Source organism: Streptomyces poonensis (genome assembly GCF_014650915.1).
Classification (GTDB): domain Bacteria; phylum Actinomycetota; class Actinomycetes; order Streptomycetales; family Streptomycetaceae; genus Streptomyces; species Streptomyces poonensis.
The window spans coordinates 1266105-1290423 of the sequence record NZ_BMVW01000001.1 but is presented as its reverse complement, the minus strand read 5'-3'; the positions used below and the strand labels follow the sequence as shown (position 1 = coordinate 1290423).

The 24319-nt window shown below is 72.9% G+C and carries 20 protein-coding genes; 11 read left to right on the top strand and 9 right to left on the bottom strand.

Going from position 1 to position 24319, the window contains the following annotated elements; genetic code table 11:
• Positions 1-48 precede the first annotated feature (48 nt).
• Together IE242_RS05765 and IE242_RS05760 are read left to right on the top strand one after the other, a co-directional pair.
• A complete protein-coding gene (locus tag IE242_RS05765; RefSeq protein ID WP_189855825.1) occupies positions 49-1434 on the top strand; it encodes an NsdA family TPR-like regulatory protein in 1386 nt (461 codons plus the stop codon).
• A 203-nt stretch (positions 1435-1637) separates the two neighbouring features.
• Complete coding sequence (locus IE242_RS05760; RefSeq protein ID WP_189855823.1) at positions 1638-3194, top strand: hypothetical protein; 1557 nt, start codon at positions 1638-1640, stop codon at positions 3192-3194.
• A 110-nt stretch (positions 3195-3304) separates the two neighbouring features.
• Here IE242_RS05760 and IE242_RS05755 read toward each other — a convergent pair whose 3' ends face one another.
• A complete protein-coding gene (locus IE242_RS05755) occupies positions 3305-4603 on the bottom strand; it encodes an ABC transporter substrate-binding protein (RefSeq protein ID WP_189855821.1) in 1299 nt (432 codons plus the stop codon).
• Between the two features lie 117 nt (positions 4604-4720).
• Between IE242_RS05755 and IE242_RS05750 the strand changes: the two genes are divergently transcribed.
• Together IE242_RS05750 and purU are read left to right on the top strand one after the other, a co-directional pair.
• Positions 4721-5221 carry an SCO4402 family protein gene (locus IE242_RS05750; protein WP_189855819.1) on the top strand — a complete coding sequence of 167 codons (501 nt, stop codon included), beginning with the start codon at positions 4721-4723 and terminating at the stop codon, positions 5219-5221.
• Positions 5222-5370: 149 nt separating this feature from the next.
• Positions 5371-6252 (top strand): formyltetrahydrofolate deformylase, encoded by an 882-nt coding sequence (gene purU / locus IE242_RS05745; protein WP_189855817.1) that lies wholly within the window; start codon positions 5371-5373, stop codon positions 6250-6252.
• An 89-nt stretch (positions 6253-6341) separates the two neighbouring features.
• On the opposite strand, the gene IE242_RS05740 is transcribed toward purU, so the two are convergent.
• Positions 6342-7697 (bottom strand): zf-HC2 domain-containing protein, encoded by a 1356-nt coding sequence (locus IE242_RS05740; protein WP_189855815.1) that lies wholly within the window; start codon positions 7695-7697, stop codon positions 6342-6344.
• 131 nt (positions 7698-7828) lie between these two features.
• Positions 7829-8395 carry a sigma-70 family RNA polymerase sigma factor gene (locus tag IE242_RS05735; RefSeq protein ID WP_189855813.1) on the bottom strand — a complete coding sequence of 189 codons (567 nt, stop codon included), beginning with the start codon at positions 8393-8395 and terminating at the stop codon, positions 7829-7831.
• A 507-nt stretch (positions 8396-8902) separates the two neighbouring features.
• Between IE242_RS05735 and IE242_RS05730 the strand changes: the two genes are divergently transcribed.
• The 3 genes from IE242_RS05730 to IE242_RS05720 all read left to right on the top strand — a co-directional run bounded on the left by IE242_RS05730 (position 8903) and on the right by IE242_RS05720 (position 11155).
• Positions 8903-9295 (top strand): STAS domain-containing protein, encoded by a 393-nt coding sequence (locus IE242_RS05730; protein ID WP_189856452.1) that lies wholly within the window; start codon positions 8903-8905, stop codon positions 9293-9295.
• Between the two features lie 265 nt (positions 9296-9560).
• Positions 9561-10073 carry an EF-hand domain-containing protein gene (locus tag IE242_RS05725; protein WP_189855812.1) on the top strand — a complete coding sequence of 171 codons (513 nt, stop codon included), beginning with the start codon at positions 9561-9563 and terminating at the stop codon, positions 10071-10073.
• A gap of 605 nt (positions 10074-10678) precedes the next feature.
• A complete protein-coding gene (locus IE242_RS05720) occupies positions 10679-11155 on the top strand; it encodes an ATP-binding protein (RefSeq protein ID WP_189855810.1) in 477 nt (158 codons plus the stop codon).
• A gap of 502 nt (positions 11156-11657) precedes the next feature.
• Here the strand turns inward: IE242_RS05720 and IE242_RS05715 are convergent.
• Positions 11658-12668 carry a GlxA family transcriptional regulator gene (locus IE242_RS05715; RefSeq protein ID WP_189855808.1) on the bottom strand — a complete coding sequence of 337 codons (1011 nt, stop codon included), beginning with the start codon at positions 12666-12668 and terminating at the stop codon, positions 11658-11660.
• 71 nt (positions 12669-12739) lie between these two features.
• On the opposite strand from IE242_RS05715, the gene IE242_RS05710 reads away from it, so the two are divergent.
• Both IE242_RS05710 and IE242_RS05705 read left to right on the top strand, forming a co-directional pair.
• Complete coding sequence (locus IE242_RS05710) at positions 12740-14095, top strand: MFS transporter (RefSeq protein ID WP_189855806.1); 1356 nt, start codon at positions 12740-12742, stop codon at positions 14093-14095.
• Positions 14096-14125: 30 nt separating this feature from the next.
• Entirely contained in the window at positions 14126-14863 is a 738-nt protein-coding gene (locus tag IE242_RS05705) for a GNAT family N-acetyltransferase (RefSeq protein WP_373299452.1), read from the top strand.
• Here IE242_RS05705 and IE242_RS05700 read toward each other — a convergent pair.
• The 3 genes from IE242_RS05700 to IE242_RS05690 all read right to left on the bottom strand — a co-directional run bounded on the left by IE242_RS05700 (position 14841) and on the right by IE242_RS05690 (position 16869).
• Entirely contained in the window at positions 14841-15572 is a 732-nt protein-coding gene (locus tag IE242_RS05700) for a pyridoxine/pyridoxamine 5'-phosphate oxidase (protein WP_189855803.1), read from the bottom strand. The genes IE242_RS05705 and IE242_RS05700 overlap by 23 nt on opposite strands.
• Before the next feature lie 37 nt (positions 15573-15609).
• On the bottom strand, positions 15610-16044 hold the full coding sequence (locus IE242_RS05695) for a pyridoxamine 5'-phosphate oxidase family protein (RefSeq protein ID WP_189855802.1): 435 nt from the start codon (positions 16042-16044) through the stop codon (positions 15610-15612).
• Between the two features lie 174 nt (positions 16045-16218).
• Positions 16219-16869: a TetR family transcriptional regulator gene (locus tag IE242_RS05690; protein ID WP_189855800.1), complete on the bottom strand. Its 651-nt coding sequence runs from the start codon at positions 16867-16869 to the stop codon at positions 16219-16221.
• 309 nt (positions 16870-17178) lie between these two features.
• On the opposite strand from IE242_RS05690, the gene kbpA reads away from it, so the two are divergent.
• Both kbpA and afsK read left to right on the top strand, forming a co-directional pair.
• On the top strand, positions 17179-18033 hold the full coding sequence (kbpA, locus tag IE242_RS05685) for an AfsK-binding protein KbpA (protein WP_189855799.1): 855 nt from the start codon (positions 17179-17181) through the stop codon (positions 18031-18033).
• A gap of 166 nt (positions 18034-18199) precedes the next feature.
• Positions 18200-20605, top strand: a complete 2406-nt coding sequence (gene afsK, locus IE242_RS05680) for a protein serine/threonine kinase AfsK (RefSeq protein WP_189855797.1) — start codon at positions 18200-18202, stop codon at positions 20603-20605.
• Positions 20606-20752: 147 nt separating this feature from the next.
• Here afsK and IE242_RS05675 read toward each other — a convergent pair whose 3' ends face one another.
• Positions 20753-20995 carry a hypothetical protein gene (locus IE242_RS05675; RefSeq protein ID WP_373299451.1) on the bottom strand — a complete coding sequence of 81 codons (243 nt, stop codon included), beginning with the start codon at positions 20993-20995 and terminating at the stop codon, positions 20753-20755.
• A 220-nt stretch (positions 20996-21215) separates the two neighbouring features.
• Complete coding sequence (gene afsR / locus IE242_RS05670; RefSeq protein WP_189855795.1) at positions 21216-24218, bottom strand: SARP-family global regulator AfsR; 3003 nt, start codon at positions 24216-24218, stop codon at positions 21216-21218.
• Positions 24219-24319 lie beyond the last annotated feature (101 nt).

Below are 24319 nucleotides of genomic sequence, written 5' to 3'. Positions count from 1 at the left end.
ACGTCAACTCGGTGCATGGGCAGGCACCGCAGCCTCAGGGGGTACGCCATGGCCGCAAGGCCTCTCGTCGCCAGGCAGCCGAACGAACGGCTCCAGGCGCTCATTCAGGAAGCGGGCTGCTCCAACGCGGGGCTCGCTCGCAGAGTGAACATGTGCGGAGCGGAACACGGACTGGACCTGCGCTACGACAAGACGTCCGTGGCGCGCTGGCTGCGCGGACAGCAGCCGCGCGGCCGGGCACCCGGCATCATCGCCGAGGCGCTCGGCCGGAAGCTGGGCCGTACCGTCACGATCGACGAGATCGGGATGGCCAACGGCAAGCACCTAGCCTCGGGCGTCGGCCTCCAGTTCTCGCCGACCGTGCTGGGAGCCATCGAGCAGGTCTGCGAACTGTGGCGCAGCGACGTGGGTCGGCGGGACTTCCTCTCCGGCTCCTCGGTCGCCGCGTCCGCGCTGGTCGAACCCAGCCGCGACTGGCTGATCTCCCAGCCGGACACCCAGGTCGCGCGCTCGGCCGGGCCGCGGGTGGGACCCGCCGACGTGGCCGCCGTGAAGTCGATGACCCAGGCCCTGGTGGACCTCGACCACCAGTACGGCAGCGGGCATGTGCGTCCGGTCGTCGTGCACTACCTGAACAGCGTGGTGTCCGGGCTGCTGGCGGGCTCGTACCGGGAGGCCGTCGGGCGGGCGCTGTTCGCGGCGGTCGCGCGGTTGACGGAACTCGCCGGGTACATGGCCGTCGACACCGGCCAGCCCGGTCTCGCCCAGCGCTACTACATCCAGGCGCTCCGGCTCGCGCAGGCGGCGGGCGACCGCGGGTACGGAGGGTACGTACTGGCCGCGTCCATGAGCCACTTGGCGGCACAGCTCGGCAATCCCAGAGAGATCGCGCAACTGGCGCGCGCGGCGCAGGAAGGAGCACGGGGGCGGGTCACCCCGCGCGCGGAGGCCATGTTCCACGCCGCCGAGGCACGGGGCCACGCGCTGATGGGCGACGCGCGGTCAGCGCAACTGGCGGCCGGACGGGCTGTCGAGGCCATGGAGTCGGCCGACGCGGAGTCCGGGGACGACCCGGCGTGGATCGCGCACTTCGACGAGGCGTACCTCGCCGACGAGTTGGCGCACTGCCACCGCGACCTGGGACAGGCCACGGCGGCCGCGCGGCGCGCCGAAGAGGCCCTGGCGGGGCACCCCGAGTCCCGGGCCCGGCGCCGGGCGATCGGGCTCGTCCTGCTGGCCACCGCACAGGTGCAGCAGCGCGACGTGGAACAGGCCTGCCACACCGGTCTGCGGGCGGTCGAACTGCTCGGCACCCTGCGGTCGGGCCGCGGCGCCGAGTACCTGGACGACTTCCAGCAGCGGCTGGAACCTTTCCGGGACGAGGCGGTGGTCCGGGAGTTCGGCGCGCGGCTCGATCTTCAGGCGGCTGCGTGAACACGTAATGGTCACCAAGCCGTTGATACTGAGGTGGGGCCCCGTGAGGGGCCTCACGTCGTCCGCCAGGACTTCACCGCGGCGCCGTGTCGAGGGAGGCGCTGATCACACTGTGGTGCCTCTGTGCTGCGTGGCACCGGCTTGTGGAGACCCGGTAGCGTGAGCCGACGATTTCGAAGGTTCCCCCATCAGCAGGAGTCCTGGTGACGCAGAGTGGACAGGGCGCGGAGCCCTCGGCGCGAGCCCCGCGCGAAGGCGTCGTGCTGCCCTCCGACGGCGGTGCGCCCCTCGTTCCCGGCGAGCAGCCGGGCCCGGCCCCGGCCGGCGGCCAGGCCTGGGACCAGCCCTGGGTCCCGGATCCTTCGGCAGCCCAGCCGTGGAGCGCGCAGGGACAGCCGCCGGCCGCGGCACCCCTGCCGCCCGAGGGCGCCCAGGCCCCGTCGTACGGCGCGCACCCCCCGGCGTACGGGGCGCAGGCGTACGGCGCACCGGCGGGGGCAGGGCTCCCCCCGCAGCAGATGGGGCACATGCCGCCCGCGGTCCCGGGCGGTCCGCTGCCGCCCGTGGCGGAGGCCGCCACCCAGTACATACCCCCGGTGCCCGCCGGCCCCGTGGACCAGGCGGCGCACCAGTACCACCCGCCCGTCGCCGGTGCGCCCGGCTCCGTGGACGAGGCCGCCACGCAGTACATCCCGCCGGTCGGCCCGGGGGCCCTTCCGCCCGAGGCGGCCGGCACGCCCGAGTCGCCCTCCGACGCGACGCGGAACCTGGGACGCGTCCGCGCATCCGGCCCCGCGTCCGGGCCGGGCGCCGGCCCGCTGCCGACGTCCGGGTACCCGGACGCCCAGGCCACGCAGTACCTCCCGCCCGTACCGGCCCAGCAGCAGCCGGGCACCGTGCCCCCGCAGCCGTACGGGAACGGGGCGGTCGACGACCGGGGCAACCCGGACGTGTTCGACAACCTCTTCCGCAGCGAGCCGGGCGGTGCGTCGGCGGAAGCCACGCAACAGCTGCCGCAGGTGCCGCACCGGACGGGCCAGGACCAGTGGTCCGCGCAGGCTCCGGCGGCTCCCCACGCGGCCGGCGGCCGGGCCGCCGGCCGCCGCGACGCCGAGGGCGGACGTGCCCGCACCGGCTCACGGGTGCCGATGATCGCGGCCGTCGGCGTGGGCATCGCCGTGCTCGGCGTCGGCGCGGGCGCCCTGCTCGGCACCAGCGGCGGCGGCGACGAGGAGCAGGACCCCGACCGGACCGTGGCGGCCGTCGCGTCCGAGGCCGCCGAGTCGCCGTCCCCGACCGTCGACCCGGCGAAGGAGCAGGCCGTCGCCCTGGACAAGCTGCTCGCGGACAGCGGCAGCAGCCGGGAGAGCGTGATCAGGGCGGTGCAGAACATCAAGGGGTGTGACAACCTCCAGCAGGCGGGCACCGATCTGCTGGAGGCCGCCGAGCAGCGCAAGAATCTCGTCACCCGCCTGTCGCAGCTCTCCGTGGACAAGCTGCCGAACCACGCGGCGCTGACCACCGCGCTCACCAAGGCCTGGCAGGCGTCCGAGTCCGCCGACAACCACTACGCCGCCTGGGCGGGCGAGACCGCCAAGAAGAAGGGCTGTCACAAGGGTCAGGCCCGCACCACCCACCACACCCAGGCCGGCAACACGGCCAGCGGCACGGCCAGCGCCGAGAAGGAGCAGGCCGCCAAGCTGTGGAACGCCATCGCGTCCACGTACGGGCTGACGCAGCGGCAGGCCACGCAGCTGTGACGCAGCCGTGACGGCGGGAGCGGCCGGGGCGGGACCGTGACCGAGCCGCGGGAACGGCCGGGGGAGCAGCCAGGGGCGTGGCCGATGACGCGCGCGCGGGGCAGGCGGTTCTAGTCCGCGTTCTCCAAGGTCTCCAGCACGCTCTCGAAGTCGTTCCGCGCGGCCACCAGCCGGCCGTCCCGTACGACCTGGAAGGTGACGTTCGCGTTGACGAGGCGCGGGAAGTCGCCGGCCGCGATGAGGTCCTCGAAGCGCCAGCGGAGCGTCGGGGTGAGGCCTCCCGTGCTGACCTCCAGCCCGTCGTCGAGGGCCTTGCGGACGGTCTCGGCGCTGACCTCCCCGTCGCCCAGCTTCTCGACGACCGCCTTGAGCACGGTGTACGCCACCCAGGTCGTCTGCACACCCGGGTCCGCGGCGTCGATCCGGTTGTCGCCGAAGGCGTGCTCGCTGATCACGTCGTTCATGGTGTCCCAGCGTTCGTCGCTCTCCTCCGGGTACCAGCCGGTGACGTACGCCCCCTCGAACGGTCCCGACGCCCCGCCGGTGGCGTCGATCAGCGACTGGTCGACGCTGCCGAGCACCGCTCCGGTGCGCACCTCGGGGTAGTCCTCGCGGACGCGCCGGAAGGAGTCCATGAACGTGGCGGTGCGGTCGCCGAGGGAGGGCAGCACGCAGCCGGTCCGTGACGGATCGGAGGTGGCCTGTTCCAGCGCCTTCTGGGACGCGGTCGTGTACTCGGTCGCGTCCTCGGCGGCCAGCTGGTCGGTGACGGCGGAGTGGTCCTCGGTGCCCAGCCCGGCGTCGAGGAGCACCGGCATCGTGTCGCCGACGAGCGAGTCGGGGCGGACGAGTACGACCGGGCCGCAGGCATCGGCGAGCTGTTCGCCGAGGCCGGCCAGGAGCGCGAACTGGCCGCCGTTGACCGGATACGAGGTCGGGCTGGTGAACTCGTCGTCCGTGACGCCGTAACCGCCGATGTACGGGATGCCCGCGTTCTCCAGCGGGGAGAGGGAGGAACGGCCGTGCTGGCTGTAGGAGCCGACGACCGCGACGACGCCCTCATCGACCGCGCGGCGGGCGCACTTCGCGGCGCCCACGGTGTCGTTGTGGTCGTTGCAGGTGAGGACCCGCAGTTTGTGTCCGTTGATGCCGCCCTGCGCGTTGACCCAGCGGGCGTAGGCCTTGGCCATGGCCGGCATGCCGGGCTTGTTGGTGGCGGCGGTCTTCTCGGGTGCCCACGTCATGACGGTGATCGGCGCGTCCCCGGAACCCCCCGTGGTACCGGGGACGACACCGCAACCGACGGCGAGCGACGCACAGGCCGCGACCGCTCCCGCGGAGAGCAGGGCGCTCCGGACGGGCCGGGTGCGGAAGGGGAGGAAGTTGCGCATGGGTCGCCTGCCGGTCATGGACACGCACGATTCCGCCACATCGCCAACCCCGCCGTGACGAGTGGACAACGGGCGGTGACGATGAGGTGAACAGCGGGGGGCAATGACCGCGTTTCCGTGAGGAACGTACGATCGATGACCGTGCAAGGTGCGGACAACTCTTCCCGTCGCGGGCGTCGCTCATCCACCATGGGCGGCATGCCACTGAACGACATGCCGTGGTGGCGCTGGCGCAGCAATGTGCGCTCCGCGCTGCACATGCTCTCCGATCCGGTGTTCCAGCGGGACGTCTGGCTGGCCGGTGTCGACGGCTACGGGGACGTCACCGACGCGGTCTACCGCCTGGTGGAGGACACCTGGCTGGACAACTGGTCCGCCGAGAAGTACGTGGGCGCGATCTTCCGCGACTCCCAGGAGGCCGCCCTCGTCGACACGGCCGTGCTGCGGGTGCTGCGGATCATGCACCAGGTCGGACCGGACGCGCCGGTGGCCGCGTACCTCGACCACCACGGGTGGCCGGAGGCGGTGCGGGCGGCCCGGGACGCGCACGTACGGATGGCGGCGAGCGACGGGGAGGACCCGGACGCGCCGCCGAAGACGCTCGAGGTGCTGCGGATCCTGACGCGGACGGCGTAGCCGCCCGGCGCGGACACCGTGGTGCCGGTGCCGGTGCCGGTGCCGGTGCCGGTGCCGGTGCGGATGTGGATACGGATGCGGGTGCCGGAGCCGGTCCGGGGAGCGGGACGGCTGCTTGTCCCGGCCCCGTGTATGGGACCCTGTCCTGCATGACAGAGCAGTCCACCCGCGCCGCGGCGCCCGCCGACCAGTACGTCCTCACCCTCTCGTGCCCGGACAAGCAGGGCATCGTGCACGCCGTGTCGAGTTACCTCTTCATGACCGGCTGCAATATCGAGGACAGCCAGCAGTTCGGCGACCACGACACGGGTCTGTTCTTCATGCGGGTCCACTTCTCGGCCGAGTCCCCGGTGACCGTGGAGAAGCTGCGCGCGAGCTTCGCGGCGATCGGTGACTCCTTCCAGATGGACTGGCAGATCCACCGGGCCGACGAGAAGATGCGCGTCGTCCTCATGGTCAGCAAGTTCGGGCACTGCCTGAACGACCTGCTGTTCCGGGCGCGGATCGGCGCGCTGCCGGTGGAGATCGCCGCCGTGGTGTCCAACCACACCGACTTCGCCGAACTCGTGGCGTCGTACGACATCCCCTTCCACCACATCCCGGTGACGAGGGACACGAAGGCACAGGCCGAGGCGCAGCTGCTGGAGATCGTGCGCGGCGAGAACATCGAGCTCGTCGTCCTCGCCCGCTATATGCAGGTCCTCTCCGACGACCTGTGCAAGCAGCTCAGCGGCCGGATCATCAACATCCACCACTCCTTCCTGCCGAGCTTCAAGGGCGCCAAGCCGTACCACCAGGCCCACGCGCGCGGGGTGAAGCTGATCGGTGCCACCGCGCACTACGTCACCGCCGACCTCGACGAGGGCCCGATCATCGAGCAGGAGGTCGAGCGGGTCGGCCACGACGTGACCCCCGACCAGCTGGTCGCCATCGGCCGGGACGTGGAGTGCCAGGCACTCGCGCGCGCGGTGAAGTGGCACGCGGAGCGGCGGATCCTGCTGAACGGGCGCCGGACGGTCGTCTTCGCCTGAGGCCCGAGAGAGCCGAGAGGCCCGACAGAGCCGAGAGGCCCGAGAGCCGAGCCCCGAGAGCCCGGAGAGGTCCCAGGCGGCGTACGGCGCTACATCCGGCTCAGCGAGGCGGCCGCGAAGAGCACGTCCCGTACCGCCTCGCGGTCGCCGTTCTGACCGGCGGCCGCGTCCTCCGGCGGCACATGACCCGCGGCCAGGCGGCAGAACTCCACACCGTCCAGGGCCACATGCGCCACCTCGTGCGCGGCGGAGCCGACGGCGGCCGGGGAGTCGAGCGGGATCAGCCACTCGCCCCCGCCGAGTCCCTCGATCTCCAGGCGCAGACTGCGGCCGGGCGCGCCCGCCGCCACCAGGTGGCGGGTCTGTGGCGGAGCCGCCAGCCCGGCCCGGCGCCGCCCGGCCAGGGTGGCGGGCAGCATACGGGCCGCAAGGTCGATCATCGCGTGCAGATGGCGCGGCGAGGGCGGCGCGTACGGGTAGTCCACCGCCTCGGCGATGTCCTCCGCGTGGATCCAGCACTCGAAGGCACGGTCCACCATCGCGTCGCGCAGCGGAAGCTCGAAACCGCCGTACGGCACGGCCAGCCGGCCGGAGCCGCTGCCCGCGAAGGACACCGTACGGACCAGGTCGTGGCTCTGCTCGCGCCACGGCCCGCGCACCCGGCGCGTCAGCGGGAAGCGGGCGGCCCGCCAGTACTCCTCGGTGCGGTCCTCGGGCGTCGGGGCGTCCGCCGTCGCGCCGAGGGCCAGGAGGGGGTCGTCGAGGCCGAGCGCGAGCGCGACCAGCCCGTCGACGATCAGCAGATGGGCGATGACCCCGGCGACGGTCGTCCGTCGGATCGCCGTGCCCTCGTCCCCGAACCAGCGCAGCCGTACGGGCGTGTGCCAGTCGGCGTCCCCGATGTCCTGCAGCAGCGCGTCCAGCCGCGCCACCTCCGCGTCGTACGGCACGGCCCACTCCGGCACGGGAATGCGCGGCGGCCGGCGGCCGAGGCAGCCCTCCAGGACGCGGTTGCGCAGCCCCGGATCGAGGTCGAGGCTCTCCGCGGGGTGCAGCAGGCCCACGGCCTCGCGCAACCGCAGCGCTTCCTCGGCACAGGAGCCGCAGGTGCCGAGGTGGGCCTCGACGGCGGCCGTCTCCTCCGGCGCGCAGGCGGCCAGGGCCCATGCCCCGAGCAGCGCCTTCAGTACCTGGTGCGGCAGGACAGGCGGTACGGGATCCGGGTCCGGGTCCGGGTCCGGGGATGGGACAGGGCCAGGGGCTGGGTTCGGGGCAGGCGCTGGGCCAGGGTTCGGGGCGGCCGGGACGGCATCCGGCAGCGGTAGTCCGGTGTCCTCGACGGACGACCGGGGCAACGGTATGCGGGGCGGCCGGGCGTCGTCGTGCTCGTCGTCACTTCCCGCGCCGGGGCCGCCCGGATCGTGCGGGCCGCTCGCGTCTTCCACGTCACGACTCCCGTGCTTCCCGCTCTCCCCGTGCTTCCCGTTCTGTCCGTGCTTTCTGCTCTCCCCACTTCCTCCGCTCTCCCCGCTCCCTCCGTACTCCCCGTGCCCCTCGAACCGGTTCGCGTCGCCGGTCACACCGCACCCCCGTATCCGGGTGGTCCCCCCGATGGGCCCGTGTCGTGGGCGGTGGCCAGGAGCTGGAGGCCGAGGCGGAGCCGGCGGCGGGCCTCGTCCTCGGTGATGCCGAGGTCGGCGGCGGTCTGGCGGTAGTCGCGGCGCTGGAAGTAGGCGCGCTCCAGGGCGGCGCGGAGCGGTACGGGCATGGAGGTGACGATGTAGTCGGCGCGGGCGGCCACCGAGGCGCTGCGCACCTTGCGCTCCAGCTCACCGCTGCTGCCCATGCGTCCCGCCTCGGTGTCGCGCAGGCGCCGCACGGCGAGGCGGTGGGTGAGCGTGGCGACCCAGGAGCGCAGCGGGCCCTGCCTGGGGTCGTACGACTCGGGGTTCTCCCAGACATGGGCGAAGACTTCGCGTGTGATTCCGTCGGCTGCGTGTTCGTCTCCGAGCACGCGATGGGCAAGCCCGTGCACGAGCGAAGCGAACCGGTCGTACAGCTCGCCGAGCGCCGCCGCCTCGCCGCGTGCCAGCCGCTGCTGCATCTTGCGGTCCCAGCGGGGCGGTGCGTCGTTCGTCGCCATGTGCCGCTCCCCCTCGCGTGCCTGGGCCGTTCCTCGTCCAGCGTGGTGTTCTCCGTCCTCCTGAATGTAGTCGGCACGTCCCGTGGCGCACGCCCCTTTGCGGCAATGTGCGCCCCCGAGGCGGTCCGGAGTGGTATGGACCGGTCGCCGATGCTCTTCGGTCGTCTTCACGTACGAGAAAGCGCCTACCCTGCGCGGAACCGACCAAGCATGACCGCAATAGTTCGGAAGAGACTGTTCACGCCTGAAATGGCTAGTCTTGGCCCATACTTTCGGCCAGTCATCGGTGTTTCATGGGAATCACGGTGGGGCAGCCGCGCAGAGGGAAGCGAAGGGGCTGCTTCCGCTTTTCGGTTCCACTGGCGGAAGTTCCGGATCCGGGAGTTCGGGATCCGGGTGTGCGACTCCCGACTCCGGGGGTATCGAGGGGTCCGTTTCCGGGAGTTCCGGCGACCGGCGACTGAGAGGCGTGGTGTGACGCTCAAGGTGACCGACGGAGAGGGCGGGATGTGGGCCGTGCTCCATGTGTCGGGCGAGATGGACCTGGTGACGTCCCCGGTGCTGCGCCGGCGCGTGCACGACGCCGTGGCCGACGGGCGCCGCGATCTGGTCCTCGATCTGTCGGAGGTCGTCTTCTGCGACTCCAGCGGCGTCGGCGTCCTCATCGCCACCCGCCGCCTCATACGGTCCTGCCAGGGCCGGCTGCGCCTGATCCTGCCGCCCGAGAGAGCTCCCGCGGGCACGGCCGGGCCGGGCGCCGCCGCTCGCGGGCGGGGCGCGCACGTCAACCGCGTGCTCGGTGCCCTCGGTGTCCGCCGTCTCTTCGACGTGCACCCGGACGTGGCCTCCGCCGTCGGTGCGGGCCCGGACGACGAGGAGGCCGGCCCACTGTCGGCGTGACGCCCACCATGCGCGGACCGCCGCACCATGATCGCTGTGCCACCGCATCACCGTCCCACCGCACCACCGTCCCACCGCACCACCACGGCGTCACTTCACCGCAAGCGCCCCTTCACCGCACCGCTGTACCGCTGCACCGAGATGTTGTTGCGTAATTCCTCCGGTCTTGGCACGAGCGTCGTTTCCCGTCCCCGGCATGACGCCTGACGTCGTACGCTCCGTGCGAGACACCCCACGTGATGACGTAAGGCGGGCCCGAACAGACATGGTCAGCACCGAGTACGAGCGCAGGATCGCCGCCCGGTTCGCCACCTTCGACCAGGACGGCAACGGCTGGATCGACCGGGAGGACTTCAGCGCGGCGGCCAAGGCCGTCCTCGCCGAGTTCGCCACCACGCCCCGGTCCGACAAGGGACAGGCCCTGTACGGCGGTGCCGAGGCCTTCTGGCAGGGCATGGCCGGGATAGCGGACCGGGACGGCGACCAGCGCATCACCCGGGACGAGTTCGTGAACGGCGCGGTCAAGCGACTGCGCGACAACCCCGACCGGTTCGCCGAGATCGCCCGGCCCTTCCTGCATGCGGCCCTCGCCGTCGCGGACACCGACGGCGACGGCTCGGCCACGGTCGAGGACATCGTGCGTGTCCTCAGAGCCCTCGGCGTGCCCGAGGAGATCGCCGCCGCCGTCGCCGCGGGCCTCGACGCCGACGCCGACGGCAAGGTGGGGGAGAGGGAGATCGTGACGGCGTTCGCGCGCTACTTCACGGTGCCCGAGTAGTCCCCTCCGCGTGCCTGCGCGGCCCCTCCGCGGAGCCGCCGTACGTCCCCTCGCGGGAGCCGCCGTACGCCCCCCGCGCGACCGTCACAGCCGTCGTACTTCCCCGCATGCTGCGGGAGCGGCCTCCGGTGTCGCTCCCGAGCGCGGAAATCACCGAGCGTAGATATCGGGTCGTTCCCCACGCGTGACTTGTCACAGCCCGGAGTCGGAGGTCTGCTCCGGTACCTTGGGTGAAATGCGAGTGGTTCCCAGGCCGAACCGTCCCGGTGTCGCCCTTGAGGCGATCCCGGATCCCGGCGACGGGCGCCGCTCGCCGAGGTGGGCGAGGACATGCTCCCGCCTGTTCGACTCGCCGCCGCGAGCGTCGCACAGTATGCCGCAGGCGTACTCCTTCGCGCTGGAATATGCCCGAAGCGCTTGTTGGGGTGACTCTACGTCAACCATGCTGGAGAGTATGGGGATCACGCTGGGTGATCCCAATGTCGGCCATGGAAACAGTGGCCGCAACGATGGCCGATCAGAAGATGACCACGATCGTGGCCTTGTCTAGGCGCGAGGCGATGTGTCCGCCGGTTCGGATGGTGTGAGCGGTGCAGGTGCTTCAAGTGCAACTGGAGGTCCGGCCCGACCCCGCGGAGGTGGGGCGCGCCCGTAAGTGGGCCCGGTCGCGGCTGGCCGGCTCCGGGATAGGGGCCGACGAACCGCTGGCCGAGACGCTGATCCTGCTCGTGTCCGAACTGGTCACCAACGCCGTGGTGCACACCGGCTGTCCGGCGGTGCTCCGGCTGCTGCTGCAGGAACCGCCCGGTGAGGCGGCGGGGACCGTCCGCCTGGAAGTGGCCGACGCCTGTGCCCGGCCCCCGGTGCCGCGGTGCGCGGAGGGCGACGACACCAACGGGCGTGGCCTGTCCCTCGTCGAGGTGCTCGCCGATCGCTGGGGCTGGAGCGCGGAGGGCGTCGGCAAGCGCATCTGGTGCGAACTGGACCGGTGCGCGCCCGCTGCCGAACACACCACCGTCCCCTCCGCCGTGCCCTCCGCCGTCCCGGTGGCCTGCCAGGGGCTGACGTACGAAGCCGTGTGAGACGGATCCACGGATCGTCCGCCCGTGACGCATACGCCTGCGCGCTGTTGCACGAGACCGGATTGGCATGGTGGTGGGCGCGGTGAAATGCGCCGGGATGTGCTCCTGTACGCGCCGTCATGAAAAGGGCATTAACCGTCAAATCCCCGAAGGGGTGTTGACGTACCGTGTCCGTTTGATCACGCTTGTGTTCAGCGATTCGCCGTGAGGGGACGACGAGGGGTCCGGTGACGGGAGCCCTCGACGAGTGTGGGTCGTGACCGGTGCCGGCTCCCACAGGGACGGACGACCCGCTCCGGCGGGTCTTCCGGGGAGCGGGCGAGTACGCCGGAGCCGGATGGCGGCGCGCGATGCCGTGCTCGGGGCGGGCAGTGGCGCGCCGCCAGCCGGAACTCTCCTGCGACTGCGCGTCTCTGATCGCTGCCCTCCACAGGCTGTGGACAACTCTTCCGGCTCCGGCTCCATCTCTGTATCCGGCTCCGGCTCCGGCTCCACCTCCGGCTCAGAGCCGGGCGCCCCGCGCGCGGAACGTACGCCGGTACGCGGTCGGCGTCACCCCGAGGGCCGCCTGCAGATGCTGGCGCATCGACTGGGCCGTACCGAAACCGGCGTCCCGCGCCACCTGGTCGACGGACAGATCGCTGGACTCCAGCAGCTGCCGGGCCCGTTCGACGCGCTGCTGGGTCAGCCACTGCAGTGGACTGACGCCGACCTCCTCGCGGAACCGGCGGGTGAAGGTACGCACCGACATGGACTCCTGCTCCGCCAGATCGCGCAGCTGGAGCGGTTCGTGCAGCCGTCCCAGTGCCCACGCGCGCGCGTTCCTCGTGCTCGCCGCCTGTGGCTCGGGCACCGGCCGCTCGATGTACTGCGCCTGACCGCCGTCCCGGTGGGGCGGTACGACCGTGCGCCGGGCCACCTCGTTGGCGACCGCGGTGCCGTGGTCGCGCCGCACGATGTGCAGGCACAGGTCGATGCCGGCCGCGACTCCGGCGGAGGTCAGCACGTCGCCGTCGTCGACGAAGAGGACGTCCGCGTCGACCTCGACCTTCGGGAAGAGGCGCTGGAAGTGCTCGGCGGACGCCCAGTGCGTGGTCGCCGGGCGCCCGTCCAGGTACCCGGCGGCGGCCAGGACGTACCCGCCCGTGCAGATGGCGACCATCCGGGTGCCGGTCCGGATGTGGCCCAGCGCCGCGGCGAGTTCATCGGTCAGCCGGCCCTCCTCGTACACCGGCCCGAGCTCGTACGACGCCGGGACGACGACGGTGTCGGCGGTGGCCAGGGCCTCCGGGCCGTTCTCCACGAGGATCGCGAAGTCGGCGTCCGTGTCGACCGGGCCCGGCGGACGCACCGAGCAGGTCACCACCTCGTACAGACGCCGCTTCTCGGCGTCCTTGGCCCGCCGGAAGATCCGCTGCGGTATGCCCAGCTCGAAGGGCAGCAGGCCGTCGAGGGCCAGGACGACCACGCGGTGGAGGCGGTGCGGGGGCGGGGCGGACGGTGAGTTCGTCATGGCCCGATCCTAGTGAATGCTGTCCTTCGGGCCACTCGAACGGAGCGGCCGGGACCCGGATGCTCTATGACGTGACCCAGACATCCGAGTCCGCAGCTGCGCCCGAGGCCCGGGACGCGGCCGAAGTCGCGGCAGCCGTCGAGAATCCCGGACCCGCGCGACGGGCCCGCTTCCGCATCCACCGGGCGTGGTTCGTCGCCGCCGTCACCTTTGTGACGATCACCGGTGCGGCCGCCTTCCGTTCCCTGCCGGGCCTGCTCATCGACCCCCTGCATGAGGAGTTCGGCTGGTCGCGCGGCACGATCAGCGCCGCCGTGTCGGTCAACCTGGCGCTGTACGGCCTGACGGCGCCCTTCGCGGCCGCGCTGATGGACCGGTTCGGCATCCGCCGGGTCGTCGCGGTCGCGCTGACCGTGATCGCCGTCGGTTCGGGCGCCACCGTGTGGATGACCTCGGCCTGGCAGCTCATGCTCTGCTGGGGCCTGCTGGTGGGCCTCGGCTCGGGCTCGATGGCGCTGGCCTTCGCCGCGACGGTCACCAACCGCTGGTTCACCGAGCGGCGCGGCCTGGTGACGGGCATCCTCACGGCGGCCTCCGCGTCGGGTCAGCTGATCTTCCTGCCGGTGCTGTCCTGGATCATCTCCATGGACGACGGGCGCAACTGGCGCCCGGCCGCCGTCACGGTGGCCCTCGCCGCGCTGGCCGTCGTGCCCTTCGTCTGGCTGCTGCTGCGGGACCACCCGGCGGACGTGGGCGCGAAGCCCTACGGGGCGCGGGAGTTCGTGCCGAAGCCGCCGCCCGTGCCGGGGGCCGCGCGACGTGCGGTGAGTGTGCTGTCCTCGGCCGTGCGGACCGGCCCGTTCTGGCTGCTGGCCGGGTCCTTCGCGATCTGCGGCGCCTCCACGAACGGCCTGGTCCAGACCCATTTCGTGCCCGCCGCCCACGACCACGGCATGCCCGTCACCGCGGCGGCCTCGCTCCTCGCGGTCATCGGGGTCTTCGACGTCCTCGGCACGATCGCCTCCGGCTGGTTCACCGACCGCTTCGAACCGCGCCGGCTGCTGGCGGTCTACTACGCCTTCCGCGGCATCTCGCTGCTCTTCCTGCCGATGCTGCTGGCGCCGGACGTCCATCTGCCGATGGTCTTCTTCATCGTCTTCTACGGCCTGGACTGGGTGGCCACGGTTCCGCCCACCCTCGCGCTCTGCCGCGAGCAGTACGGCGACGACAGTGCCATCGTCTTCGGCTGGGTCCTCGCCTCCCACCAGGTGGGCGCCGCCCTCGTCGCCTTCCTCGGCGGTGTGGCACGGGACGTCTTCGGCTCGTACGACGTCGTCTGGTACGCCTCGGGGGCGCTGTGCGCGGCGGCCGCGCTGATGTCGCTGGTGATCCGGCGGCGGGGTGCCCCGCAGGTGGGCCTCGCCTGAGCCGGCGGACACGGCCCGGACGCGGGGCGGATGCGGGGCGGACGCGGGGCGGACGTTCGTACGGGTTTCAATGGGACCATGGCCGACATCGAAGACCAGTTCCCGTCTCCGTCCGCTCCGTTGCCGTTCCCCTCTGCCGACCCCTCTTCCTCTCCCGACTTCTCTTCCTCTCCCGACTCCTTTCCTGCCTCCGTCGAACTGCGCGGCCACGGACTTCGGTTGCGGCCCTGGGACCCTGAGTCCGAGACGGATGTCGAGACGTGGTTGCAGGGACTGTCCGACCCGGGGTTCCGGCGGTGGAACACGCCGGTGAAGCTCGTCGAGACGATCGAGGACGCGCGGGAGTCGATGCGGTTGCGGGCCGAGTGGGACGCGGAGGGCCGGAGCGCGTCGTTCTGCGTCACGGACGAGGCGAGCGGCGATGTGCTCGGGCACATCGGCGTCAATGACATCGACGACTTCCTCCGGATCGCCCGCGTCGGCTACTGGGTCCTCCCCGAGGCACGCAGCCGCGGCGTCGCCACCCGGGCGCTCCGGCTGGCCGCGCGCCACGCCTTCGACGAACTGGGCGTGCACCGCCTGGAACTGGGACACGCCCTCGGGCACGACGCGTCGTGCCGGATCGGGGAGCGCTGCGGGTTCCGTTACGAGGGCACGCTCCGCGGCGCGATGTTCGAGGCGGGGCGCCACGACGCCTTCCGGGACGTCCATCTGCACGCCCGCCTCGCCACGGACCCCGAGCCCGTCACGGCCACAGCAGCTCCGTGACCCAGCTCCCGCCCCGGCGCCGGTACGTCAGCCGTACGTGCCGCCGCCGCTCGTCCCCCTGGAAGAACTCCACCTCGTCCGGCTCCAGCACGTACACCGTCCACGACGGCACCGGCGCGTCCGGTTCGCGCGACGCCCGCTCCCAGGCCGCCTGCGAGGCCCGCTCCAGTTCCTCGTACGACCCCAGCACCTCGCTCTGCCGCCCCACGAGCCCGGCGGCCAGCGCCCCCGTGGAGCGGGCGTGCAGATCGGCGTGGGCGGCCTCCGCGGGCGCCGTCGTCACCCGGCCCCGTACCCGCACCTGGCGGCCCCGTACCGTCCAGTAGAAACCGAGCGCCGCGTACGGCCGGGCCGCCAGCTGGCGTCCCTTCCGGCTGCCCGCGTGCGAGGCGAAGTGCCAGCCGGTCTCGTCCGCGCCGTGCAGCATCACCGTCCGTACGTCCGGTGTGCCGTCGGCGTCCGCCGTGGCCAGCGACATGGTGTGCGGCTCCGGCTGCCCGGCCGCCGCGACCTCCGCGAACCAGCGCCGGAACAGCGGCAGCGGCTCGGCGGGGGCCGTGTCCGGGTGGAAGGGGGGCAGCTCGGTGGCCTGCGGGTCCCAGACGCGCAGGGAGCGCAGCAGTGCGGTGAACGCGGCGGGGGACGGGTCGGTGCGGTCGGTGAGGTCAGTGCCGTCGGTGCCGTCGCCGGGGGTGCTGTCGGTGGTCATGCCCCGATTGTCATGTGCCGTCGGCCACCGGCCGGACTCACAGGTCCGACAGCGAACCGAGGTCGGACGACACCCAGTGCTCGGGCCGCATACGGACGACCACCTGATCACCGTGGTTCTTCCAGGAGGCGTCGACGAACGCGTCGACCTTCTCGGCCGGCAGATAGCGCGCCGACATCTCCCGCAGGTGCTCGACGGTCACGGGGACGGTGTCCACGACGGGTCCCTCCACCGACACGTACCGGACGGTGGGTTCGACCCGGTCGACCATCAGGGAGAACCGGCCCGCCGCCCGGATCAGCTCGTTCTTGCGGGAGCTCCGCCCGGTCATGACCCAGAGGTCCCCGCCGGGCTCGTACTGGTACCAGATGGGCACGGTCAGCGGGGCCCTCCCCGCCCCCGCGTCGACGGCCAGCGCGCCGGTGTGCGGCTCGGCCAGGAACTGCTCGCGCTCTTCGCGGGTCAGGGCCATGTCGGTTCCCTCCGGGAGTGCGGACGTCATCGTCCCCCACGTCAGCGACGGCCGCGGCGTCCTGTATTCCGGCATCCCGGGAAACGCCACGGGCGGCGGTCCACGGACATTCGTGTACCGCCGCCCGTATGACAGGACGTGAGGTGGGAGGGCGCTCCCGAGGCGCCGGTCGTGTTACTTCGTGGGCTTCTTCCCCGTGACGCCGAGGTGGACCAGCAGGGCGAGATGGGGCTTGAGTTCGGCGGGCTTGACGCCCCAGCCGCTCTGGACGCCCTTCTGGTGGGAGGCCACCGAGGCGAGCATCGAGACGAGGGAGCCGGCCACGGCCGCCGGGTTGAGTTCCTTGTCGACCCGGCCCTTGGACTGGAGTTCGGCGATCGTGGCGGTGAGGGAGCTCGTCACGGTGGTCAGGATCCTCGTACGGATCTTGGCGAAGCGCTTGTCGCCCTCGGCGGCCCCCAGGTCGACGACGCGGAGGAGCGCGTCGTTGCGCCGCCAGAAGTCCAGGAAGCCCTCGACGAGGTCCTGCGCCGTCTGCCAGCCGGCCCGGCCGATCCAGGAGCGGCCCTCGAGCAGCCCGGTCAGCCCGGCACCCTCCGCGGCCATGTGCTCGGCGAGCTCCAGGACGGCGCCCTCGACGTCCGGGAAGTACTGGTAGAAGGTCGCGGGCGAGGTGCCCGCCTTCCGGGCGACATCGATGACCCTGACATCGCGGTACGGGGAGGAGCGGAGCATCTCGCTGAGGCAGTCGAGCAGCTTCTGGCGGGTCGCCTGCCCACGTCGGCCGGCCACGCGGCCGTCGACGGTACGCACTTGTCCTGTCATGCCCGTCAGCTTACCGAGGGGTGATCTGAGCGCGATTCGGCCGACTGCAAATGGGGAGTACCGCTTTCACCAAGGGGTTCGTGCGGCAAGGGTGCGGCGAAATGGCGCGTTCTCGCCCCTGCCGCCACCCTTTCCACACTTCTCCCGGCCCTCATGCGGACCTCTCTCCGCACCTCTTCCACAGCCTTGGCGATGGTCCTCCGGGGCCGCCCTCCCCACGGTCTTCCCGCGGTCTCCCCGCGCGCCGGAGCGCTCCGGACGGATCAGCAACGGTGCGCATGCCCGGGCAATCCCGTCTAGCTTGGCCGCATGGCCGAAACCGCGGCAGTCGATGCGTACGGGGAGGGCGTGCCCTGCTGGGTCGACGCCCAGCTGCCCGACGTCGAGGCGGGCAAGCGGTTCTACGGCGGGCTCTTCGGCTGGACGTTCCGCGAGGTGCACGGCCCCGCCGTCTGGGCCTTCCTGGACGGCGAACCCGTCGCCGAACTCGCCCCCAAGCCGGACGGGCGCATGCCGACGGTGTGGACGGTCCACTTCGCGACGGCGGACCTCCCCGCGCTCACCGGGCGGATCCGCACGGCGGGCGGCCAGATCATCGCCGGCCCCGCCCCGGTCGGTCCCTACGGCACCCCGCCCCTCGGCACCGCGGCCCTCGCCGCCGACCGGGAGGGCGCCGTCCTCGGGCTGTGGCAGCCCGGCACCCATCCCGGCTTCGGCCGCCGCCACACCCCCGGGTCCTTCGCCTGGGCACAGCTGTACGCCCGGGACGTCCTCGCCGCCGACTCCTTCTACGGGCACCTCTTCCACGACGCCCTCTTCGGCCCCGGCGCCGCGCCCGACTTCGGCCGCGCCGCCCTCACGGAGGTGTACCCGCCCGAGATGCCGCCCCATTTCCTCGTCCACTTCGGGGTGACGGACTTCGCGGCCGCGCTGCGGACGGTGCAGCGGCTCGGGGGACGCGTGCAGGCGCTGCCGTTCGGGGCGTCGTACGGACGGGTGGCCGTGGTCACGGACGACCAGGGGGCGTCGTTCGCGCTGCTCCAGCGGGAGTGGCGGGGCCGGATCCCCGCTTCCCCGGAGTCTTCGGCCGCGCCCCCGGCTCCTCCTTCGGCTCCTCCTTCGACTCAACCTCTGGCTCCTCCCCCGGCTTCCTCGGGACCGTAAACTACCGATTCGTCCTGAGACACCCCGATATATTCCCGGGTTCGCCACAGGTGGCCCAGGGAGGAAGAATCGGGGTGCGTGCCGCCATGGCGGTGCCGTGGTGAGACGCTGCACGGGGTCGCGGGCACGAGGGCGGCGCGACCCGTACGGGGAGGTGGCAGGGCAAGTGGTGGATCAGCTGACGCAGCACGATCCGCGGCGGATCGGGCCGTTCGAGGTGCTGGGACGGCTGGGAGCCGGCGGCATGGGGCTGGTCTATCTGGCGCGGTCGGCGTCGGGCCGGCGCGTGGCGATCAAGACGGTCAGGACGGAACTCGCCGAGGACCAGCTGTTCCGGGTCCGGTTCACCCGCGAGGTCGAGGCGGCCCGCGCGGTGTCCGGGTTCTACACGGCGGCCGTGGTCGACGCCGATCCGCGCGCGGCGGTGCCGTGGCTGGCGACCGCGTACGTGCCCGCTCCCTCGCTCGAGGAAATAGTGAACGAGTGCGGGCCGCTGCCCGCCCAGGCCGTGCGCTGGCTGGCGGCGGGCGTCGCGGAGGCCCTGCAGTCCATCCACGGCGCGGGTCTCGTCCACCGGGACCTCAAGCCGTCCAATGTGCTGGTGGTCGAGGACGGGCCGCGCGTCATCGACTTCGGCATCGCCTCCGGGGTGTCCAACACCCGGCTGACCATGACGAACGTCGCCGTCGGCACCCCCGCCTACATGTCGCCGGAGCAGGCCAAGGACTCGCGTAGCGTCACCGGCGCGAGTGATGTGTTCTCCCTCGGCTCGATGCTGGTGTTCGCGGCGACGGGGCATGCGCCCTTCCACGGCGCCAACCCCGTCGAGACCGTGTTCATGCTGCTCAGGGAGGGCCCGGACCTCACCGGCCTGCCGGACGAGCTGCGGCCGCTCATCGAGTCGTGCATGCAGATGGACCCGACCGCGCGCCCCAACCCGGCGGACCTGCAGGCCCAGCTCGCGCCGCACCTCTTCGGCTCCGGCTCCGACGACAGCGGTACGGCGTCGGCGTGGCTGCCCGAGAAGGCGGTCTCCCTCATCGAGTCCCGGCGCGGCGGCCGCCCGGCGGGCAAGACGCAGGCCGGGGCCGCCGGTGCGCGCAGCGCGGGAGGACCGGGTCCGGGAGGACCGGGTGCAGGAGGCCCGGGCCCCGCGCCCGCCGTCCCCGCCCCCGTCCCCCCGCCGCCCTCGTACGACCCGGCCCCGGTGCCCGTCGGCGCGGCCGGCGCCGGGGGGCCGGTACGGCTCGCGGGCGCCCGGGTGCCCATCGGGCCCGGACCGCGCGTCGCGGACGCCCGTGCCGCCGCCGTGAAGGCGCCGCCGCCGGAGGCGGGCCTGGTGGCCTCCTGGTCGCGCCCCCGCGCCGGGGTGAACGGCGCGGACGCCGTGCCGGCCGTACCCGCCGCCCCGCCCGCGCCCACCGTGCCCCCGGAGGCGGCGCCCGGCTGGCGCCCCTGGCGTTTCCGCATGTCGAACGATGTGTGGGGCACCCCGGCGATCGGCGACGACCTCGTGTACGTCACCTCCTTCGAGGTGCACGCGCTCGACGTGGCCACCGGCCGCCGCCGCTTCAAGACCCGGGACGTCGCCTGGTCGATGGCGGTCGCGGACGGCCGGATCCACGCCTCCGACGGGCCCACCCTGTTCGCCCTGGACGCCCGTGAGGGCACCGATCTGTGGCGGCTGTCGGCGGACGCCTGGGTGTACTCCCTCAAGGCCGGCCACGGCACCGTCGTCACCGGCACCCGCGGCGGCGGCGTCCAGGCCTGGGACGCCGCGAACGGGCAGAAGCTGTGGGAGATCACCGGCGCGCAGACCGACTTCGAGTCCCCGGAGGCCGGGCCCGTCCTCCACGAGGGCACGGTGTACGTCTGGAAGGACGGCCGGCTGCGCGCCCTGGAGGCCCGTACGGGTGACGAGCGCTGGTCGTACCCGATCGGTGACGCGGCCTCCTGCGGCGGCGTGCCCCTGCGGCTGACGCCCGCCTCGGACGGGCACGTCTACGTCTCGGCGGGCTCCCGGGTCCTGGCCGTCGACGCGGCGGGCGGGCATGTGCGCTGGCACTTCGAGGCGCCCGCGGTGTTCCTGTGCCCGCCCACGTTCGTGCCGGGCCCGGCGGTGACGGGCGGTGGTGTCTACCTGGCGGACTATCTGGGCACGGTGTACGCCCTCGACGCGGCCGACGGCCGTGACCGCTGGCGCATCGCCACCGAGTCCCGCTCCTCGATCGACTCGGTGCTGGTGGCCGCGGGCCACGTCCACGTGGGCAGCGGCAAGGGCCTCTACACCCTGGACGCGGTCACGGGCACCCCGAAGTGGCGGTTCCAGGCGGGCGGCGACATCGTGGGCGCCCCGGTGGTCGCCGAGGGCCGGGTCCACTTCGGCTCCACGGACCACCTGCTCTACACCCTGAAGGCCGACGACGGCCGGCTGCGCTGGAAGCTGGCCACGGGCGGCGAGATCACCGGCTCCCCGGTCGTACGGGACGGCGTCGTGTACGCGTGCAGCAAGGACCGGTGCGTGTACGCGCTGGACGCGGAGAAGGGGACGGGGACGGCGCGGACGGCGTGAGCGGAGCCCGCCGCGCGGCCGCGCGGCGGGCGTCCCGGGCACCTGGGACCGTGGCCCCGGCAGCCCGGGCCGTGCCCCGGACATGCCTCGGCCGCGGCGGCTCCCCCTCCGCGCCGCCGCGGCCGATCCCCGTCGCTACAAAGGTCTTTACTTGCTGTCCAGGCCCAGGGCCGGCGGAGCGGGCATGTTGTTGTCGCCCAGCGTCGTGATGCCCGAGTCCTTGGGCGGGGACGGCATGTTGTTGTCGCCCAGGGTGGTGGCGGTCGAAGTCTTGGGCGGGGCGGGCATGTTGTTGTCACCCAGCGTGGTGGCGCCCGAGTCCTTGGGCGGGGCGGGCATGTTGTTGTCGCCCAGGGGCGTGACGGTGACGTCCTCGTTCTTTTCGCTCACAGCGCGAGTTCCTCCCGTTTAGGTGGCGATAGAAACGCCCGCCCAGAAACTCCCCCGAGGGTCGCTGGACGGGCGTCGTCGGAGCCGCAGACTAGCTGGGCGGACTCCTGGTCAGACCGTCTGCCCCCCGACGCGACGGTGTGACTCATGCGTAAGAGAGTGCCTGACCGAGATAAACGAATGCTGAACGTCCGCAATCGGTCGGTGGCGGGCCGGCCGCTCAGGCCGCCGAGACGGGCGTGAGCAGTGCGCGGACCTCGTCGGCCTCCGGAGCGCCGTGCTCGTCGAAGAGGTTGAGCGCCTCACGCCAGCACGCCTTGGCCCGGTCGGCCTGGCCCAGCCCGGAGAGAGCCCGCCCGAGGAGCGTCAGGACGTTGCCCCGCGTCCGGTCACCGCCGATGCAGCCGAGAGCGAGGGCCTGTTCGGCGTGCTGGGCCGCCTGGGCCGGGCGCCGGGCGGCGATGTGCGCTTCCGCGATGCGGAACTGGGTCGTGCCTTCCCAGAGCCGCTGCCGGTGGTCCGCGAAGATGGTCAGTGCCTCGGAGAACTGGCCGAGGGCCTCCACGTGCCGGCCGGCCTTGCTCAGTGCCACACCCAGCGCGTAGTGCCCGTTGGCCAGCCGCATGGTGCTGCCCACCTCGATATGGATGGCGAGACCACGCTGGGCGAACACCACGGCCTTCGCGGTGTTGCCCATCCCCATGTACGCCCGTGAGAGATTGCCCAGGGCGGTCGCTTCGCAGAGCCCGTTGCGAGCAGCCCTGAACCCCTCTATGGCCTGGTCGAGGAAGACCTTGCCCTCCGCGTACCGGTGCTGGTGCAGCGCGATCAGCCCCCGGTCCTGGGCCGCCCAGCTCGCGGCGAAGGAGTCCCCGGCGGCCGTCGCGAGCTCCATGGCCGACTGGGCCTCCCCGGCCGCCTGCCCGATGCGGCCGGAGACCAGCAGAACGTGGGTGAGACTCGTGTGCGCCCGGCCCTCCGCCCGGATGTCGCCCGCCGCCCGCGTCGCGGCGCACATGGCGATGGCCGTCGTCTCGTACTGATGGGAGTTCGCGCCCGACTCGGCCAGGTCCCTGGCCGCCCACAGGAGGTCCACCGCTCGCGGCAGCCGTCCCGTCCCCGCCGCCTGCCGCACACACGCCAGCAGCGGCGCCGCCTCCGAGTACAGCCAGTCCAGCGCCGCCGAGCCCTCGGTGAAGGCCAGCCCCGGGTACTCCGTCGGCTCCAGGTGGTCCACGAGCCGGTCCCCGGGCCGTTCGATCGCGTACACGCCGGCGGCCGTGGCGAGGTAGAAGTCGAGGAGGCGGGACATCGCCGCGGCGCTCCCCCTCTGCCCGCAAGGCGTGGGAGGTGCCCCCACGCCCGGCGGATGCTCGTCACGCTCCGCACACGCACGCGCGTAGAGTCGCACCAGGTCGTGGTACCGGTAGCGGCCCGGCGCGGCCGACTCCAGCAGCGAGGTGTCGACCAGGGACTCCAGGAGGTCCTCGGTCGCCTCGGCCGGCAGATCCAGTACGGCGGCCGCCGCGGCCAGCGAGATGTCCGGCCCGTCGGCCAGCCCCAGCAGCCGGAACGCCCGCGCCTGCGCCGGTTCCAGCTGCCCGTACCCCAGCTCGAAGGTGGCCTTCACGGCGAGATCGCCGGCCTGCAGCTCGTCGAGCCGGCGCCGCTCGTCGGCGAGCTTCGCCGCGAGCACCGACACCGTCCACGTCCGCCGCGCCGCCAGCCGGGACGCGGCGACCCGGATCGCCAGCGGCAGGAACCCGCACGCCGCCACCACGTCCAGCGCGGCCTTCCGTTCGGCGGCCACCCGCTCCTCGCCCACGATGCGTGTGAACAGCAGCAGCGCCTCCTCGGGCGACATCACGTCCAGGTCCACCAGATGGGCACCCGCCAGGTCCACCATCCGCACCCGGGACGTCACCAGCGCCGCGCACCCCGCGGTCCCCGGCAGCAGCGGCCGTACCTGGGCCGCGTCGCGCGCGTTGTCCAGCAGCACGAGGACCCGGCGGCCGTCCAGCACCGACCGGTACAGCGCGGCGCGCTCCTCCAGCGAGTCGGGGATCGCGGAGTCGGCCGTGCCGAGGGCCCGCAGGAACGCCCCGAGCACCGTCTCGGGCTCGGCCGCCCGCGCCCCCGCGCCCTGGAGGTCCACGTACAGCTGCCCGTCCGGGAAGGCCGCCCGCGCCCGGTGCGCGACGTGCACGGCCAGTGTCGTCTTGCCCACGCCGCCGATGCCGGCCAGCGCGGACACCGCCATGACCCGGCCCTCCGTGCCCTCCGTGCCGGAGGCGGCCGTCAGTACGTCGCTCAGCTCGGCCACGAGGGACGCGCGGCCGGTGAAGTCCGGGACGCTGGCGGGCAGCTGGGCGGGCCTCACGGGCGCGGCGGAGGCCTCCTCGGACGGCAGCGGAGCCGACGGCTCGGCCAGCGCGGGGTCGGCCCGGAGGATGCGCTGCTGGAGCTCGGTCAGACCGGGCCGCGGATCCACGCCCAGTTCGTCGGCCAGCAGCCGGCGGGTGTCCGCGTACACGGCGAGGGCCTCGGCCTGCCGCCCGCTGCGGTACAGCGCCAGCATCAGCAGCTCCCGCAGCCGTTCCCGCAGCGGGTGCGCCGCCGTCAGGGCCGTGAGCTCCGACACCGCCTCCGCGTGGCAGCCCTGCTCCAGGTCCATGTCGAGCCGGCTCTCGACGAGCTGGAGCCGCCACTCCTCCAGCCGCGCCCGCTGCGTCTCCGCGTACGGCCCGGGGAGACTGGCCAGGACCTCCCCGTCCCACAGGCTCAGCGCCTTGTTCAGCAGGGCGCGCGCGTGGCACAGGTCCCCGCCGCTCTTCGCCTTCTCGGCGTCCGCCGCCAGCTCCTGGGCCAGGACGAGATCGAGGGCACCGCCTCCGCCGGGGATCCGGATGGCGTACCCGCCGGACTCGCTGACCAGCACCCCGGCGCCGAGCACCTTGCGCAGCCGGGACGCGTACGTCCGGATCGCCGCCAGGGCCTGCGACGGAGGGTCGTCGCCCCACAGCGCGTCGATCAGTTCGCCCGCCGTGGCCGTACGGCCCTCGCGGAGCAGCAGGGCGGCCAGCAGGGCGCGTTGCTGCGGGGAGCCGGTGGGCAGGAGTTCGGCGCCGCGCCAGGCGCGCACCGGGCCGAGCACGCCGAAGCGCAGGGCCGCGGAGTCCTCGGGACCCCGCTGCTCCGGCACTCGCGGTTCAACGTCCTCCATCGCCGCCCCCTAGTGTCCCTGTCAACTACGTCAGTTTGCCTTGTGGACGCGGGATGCGTCAGCCGTGGGAGACACCGATCACAGGGCGCCGCACGGGATGG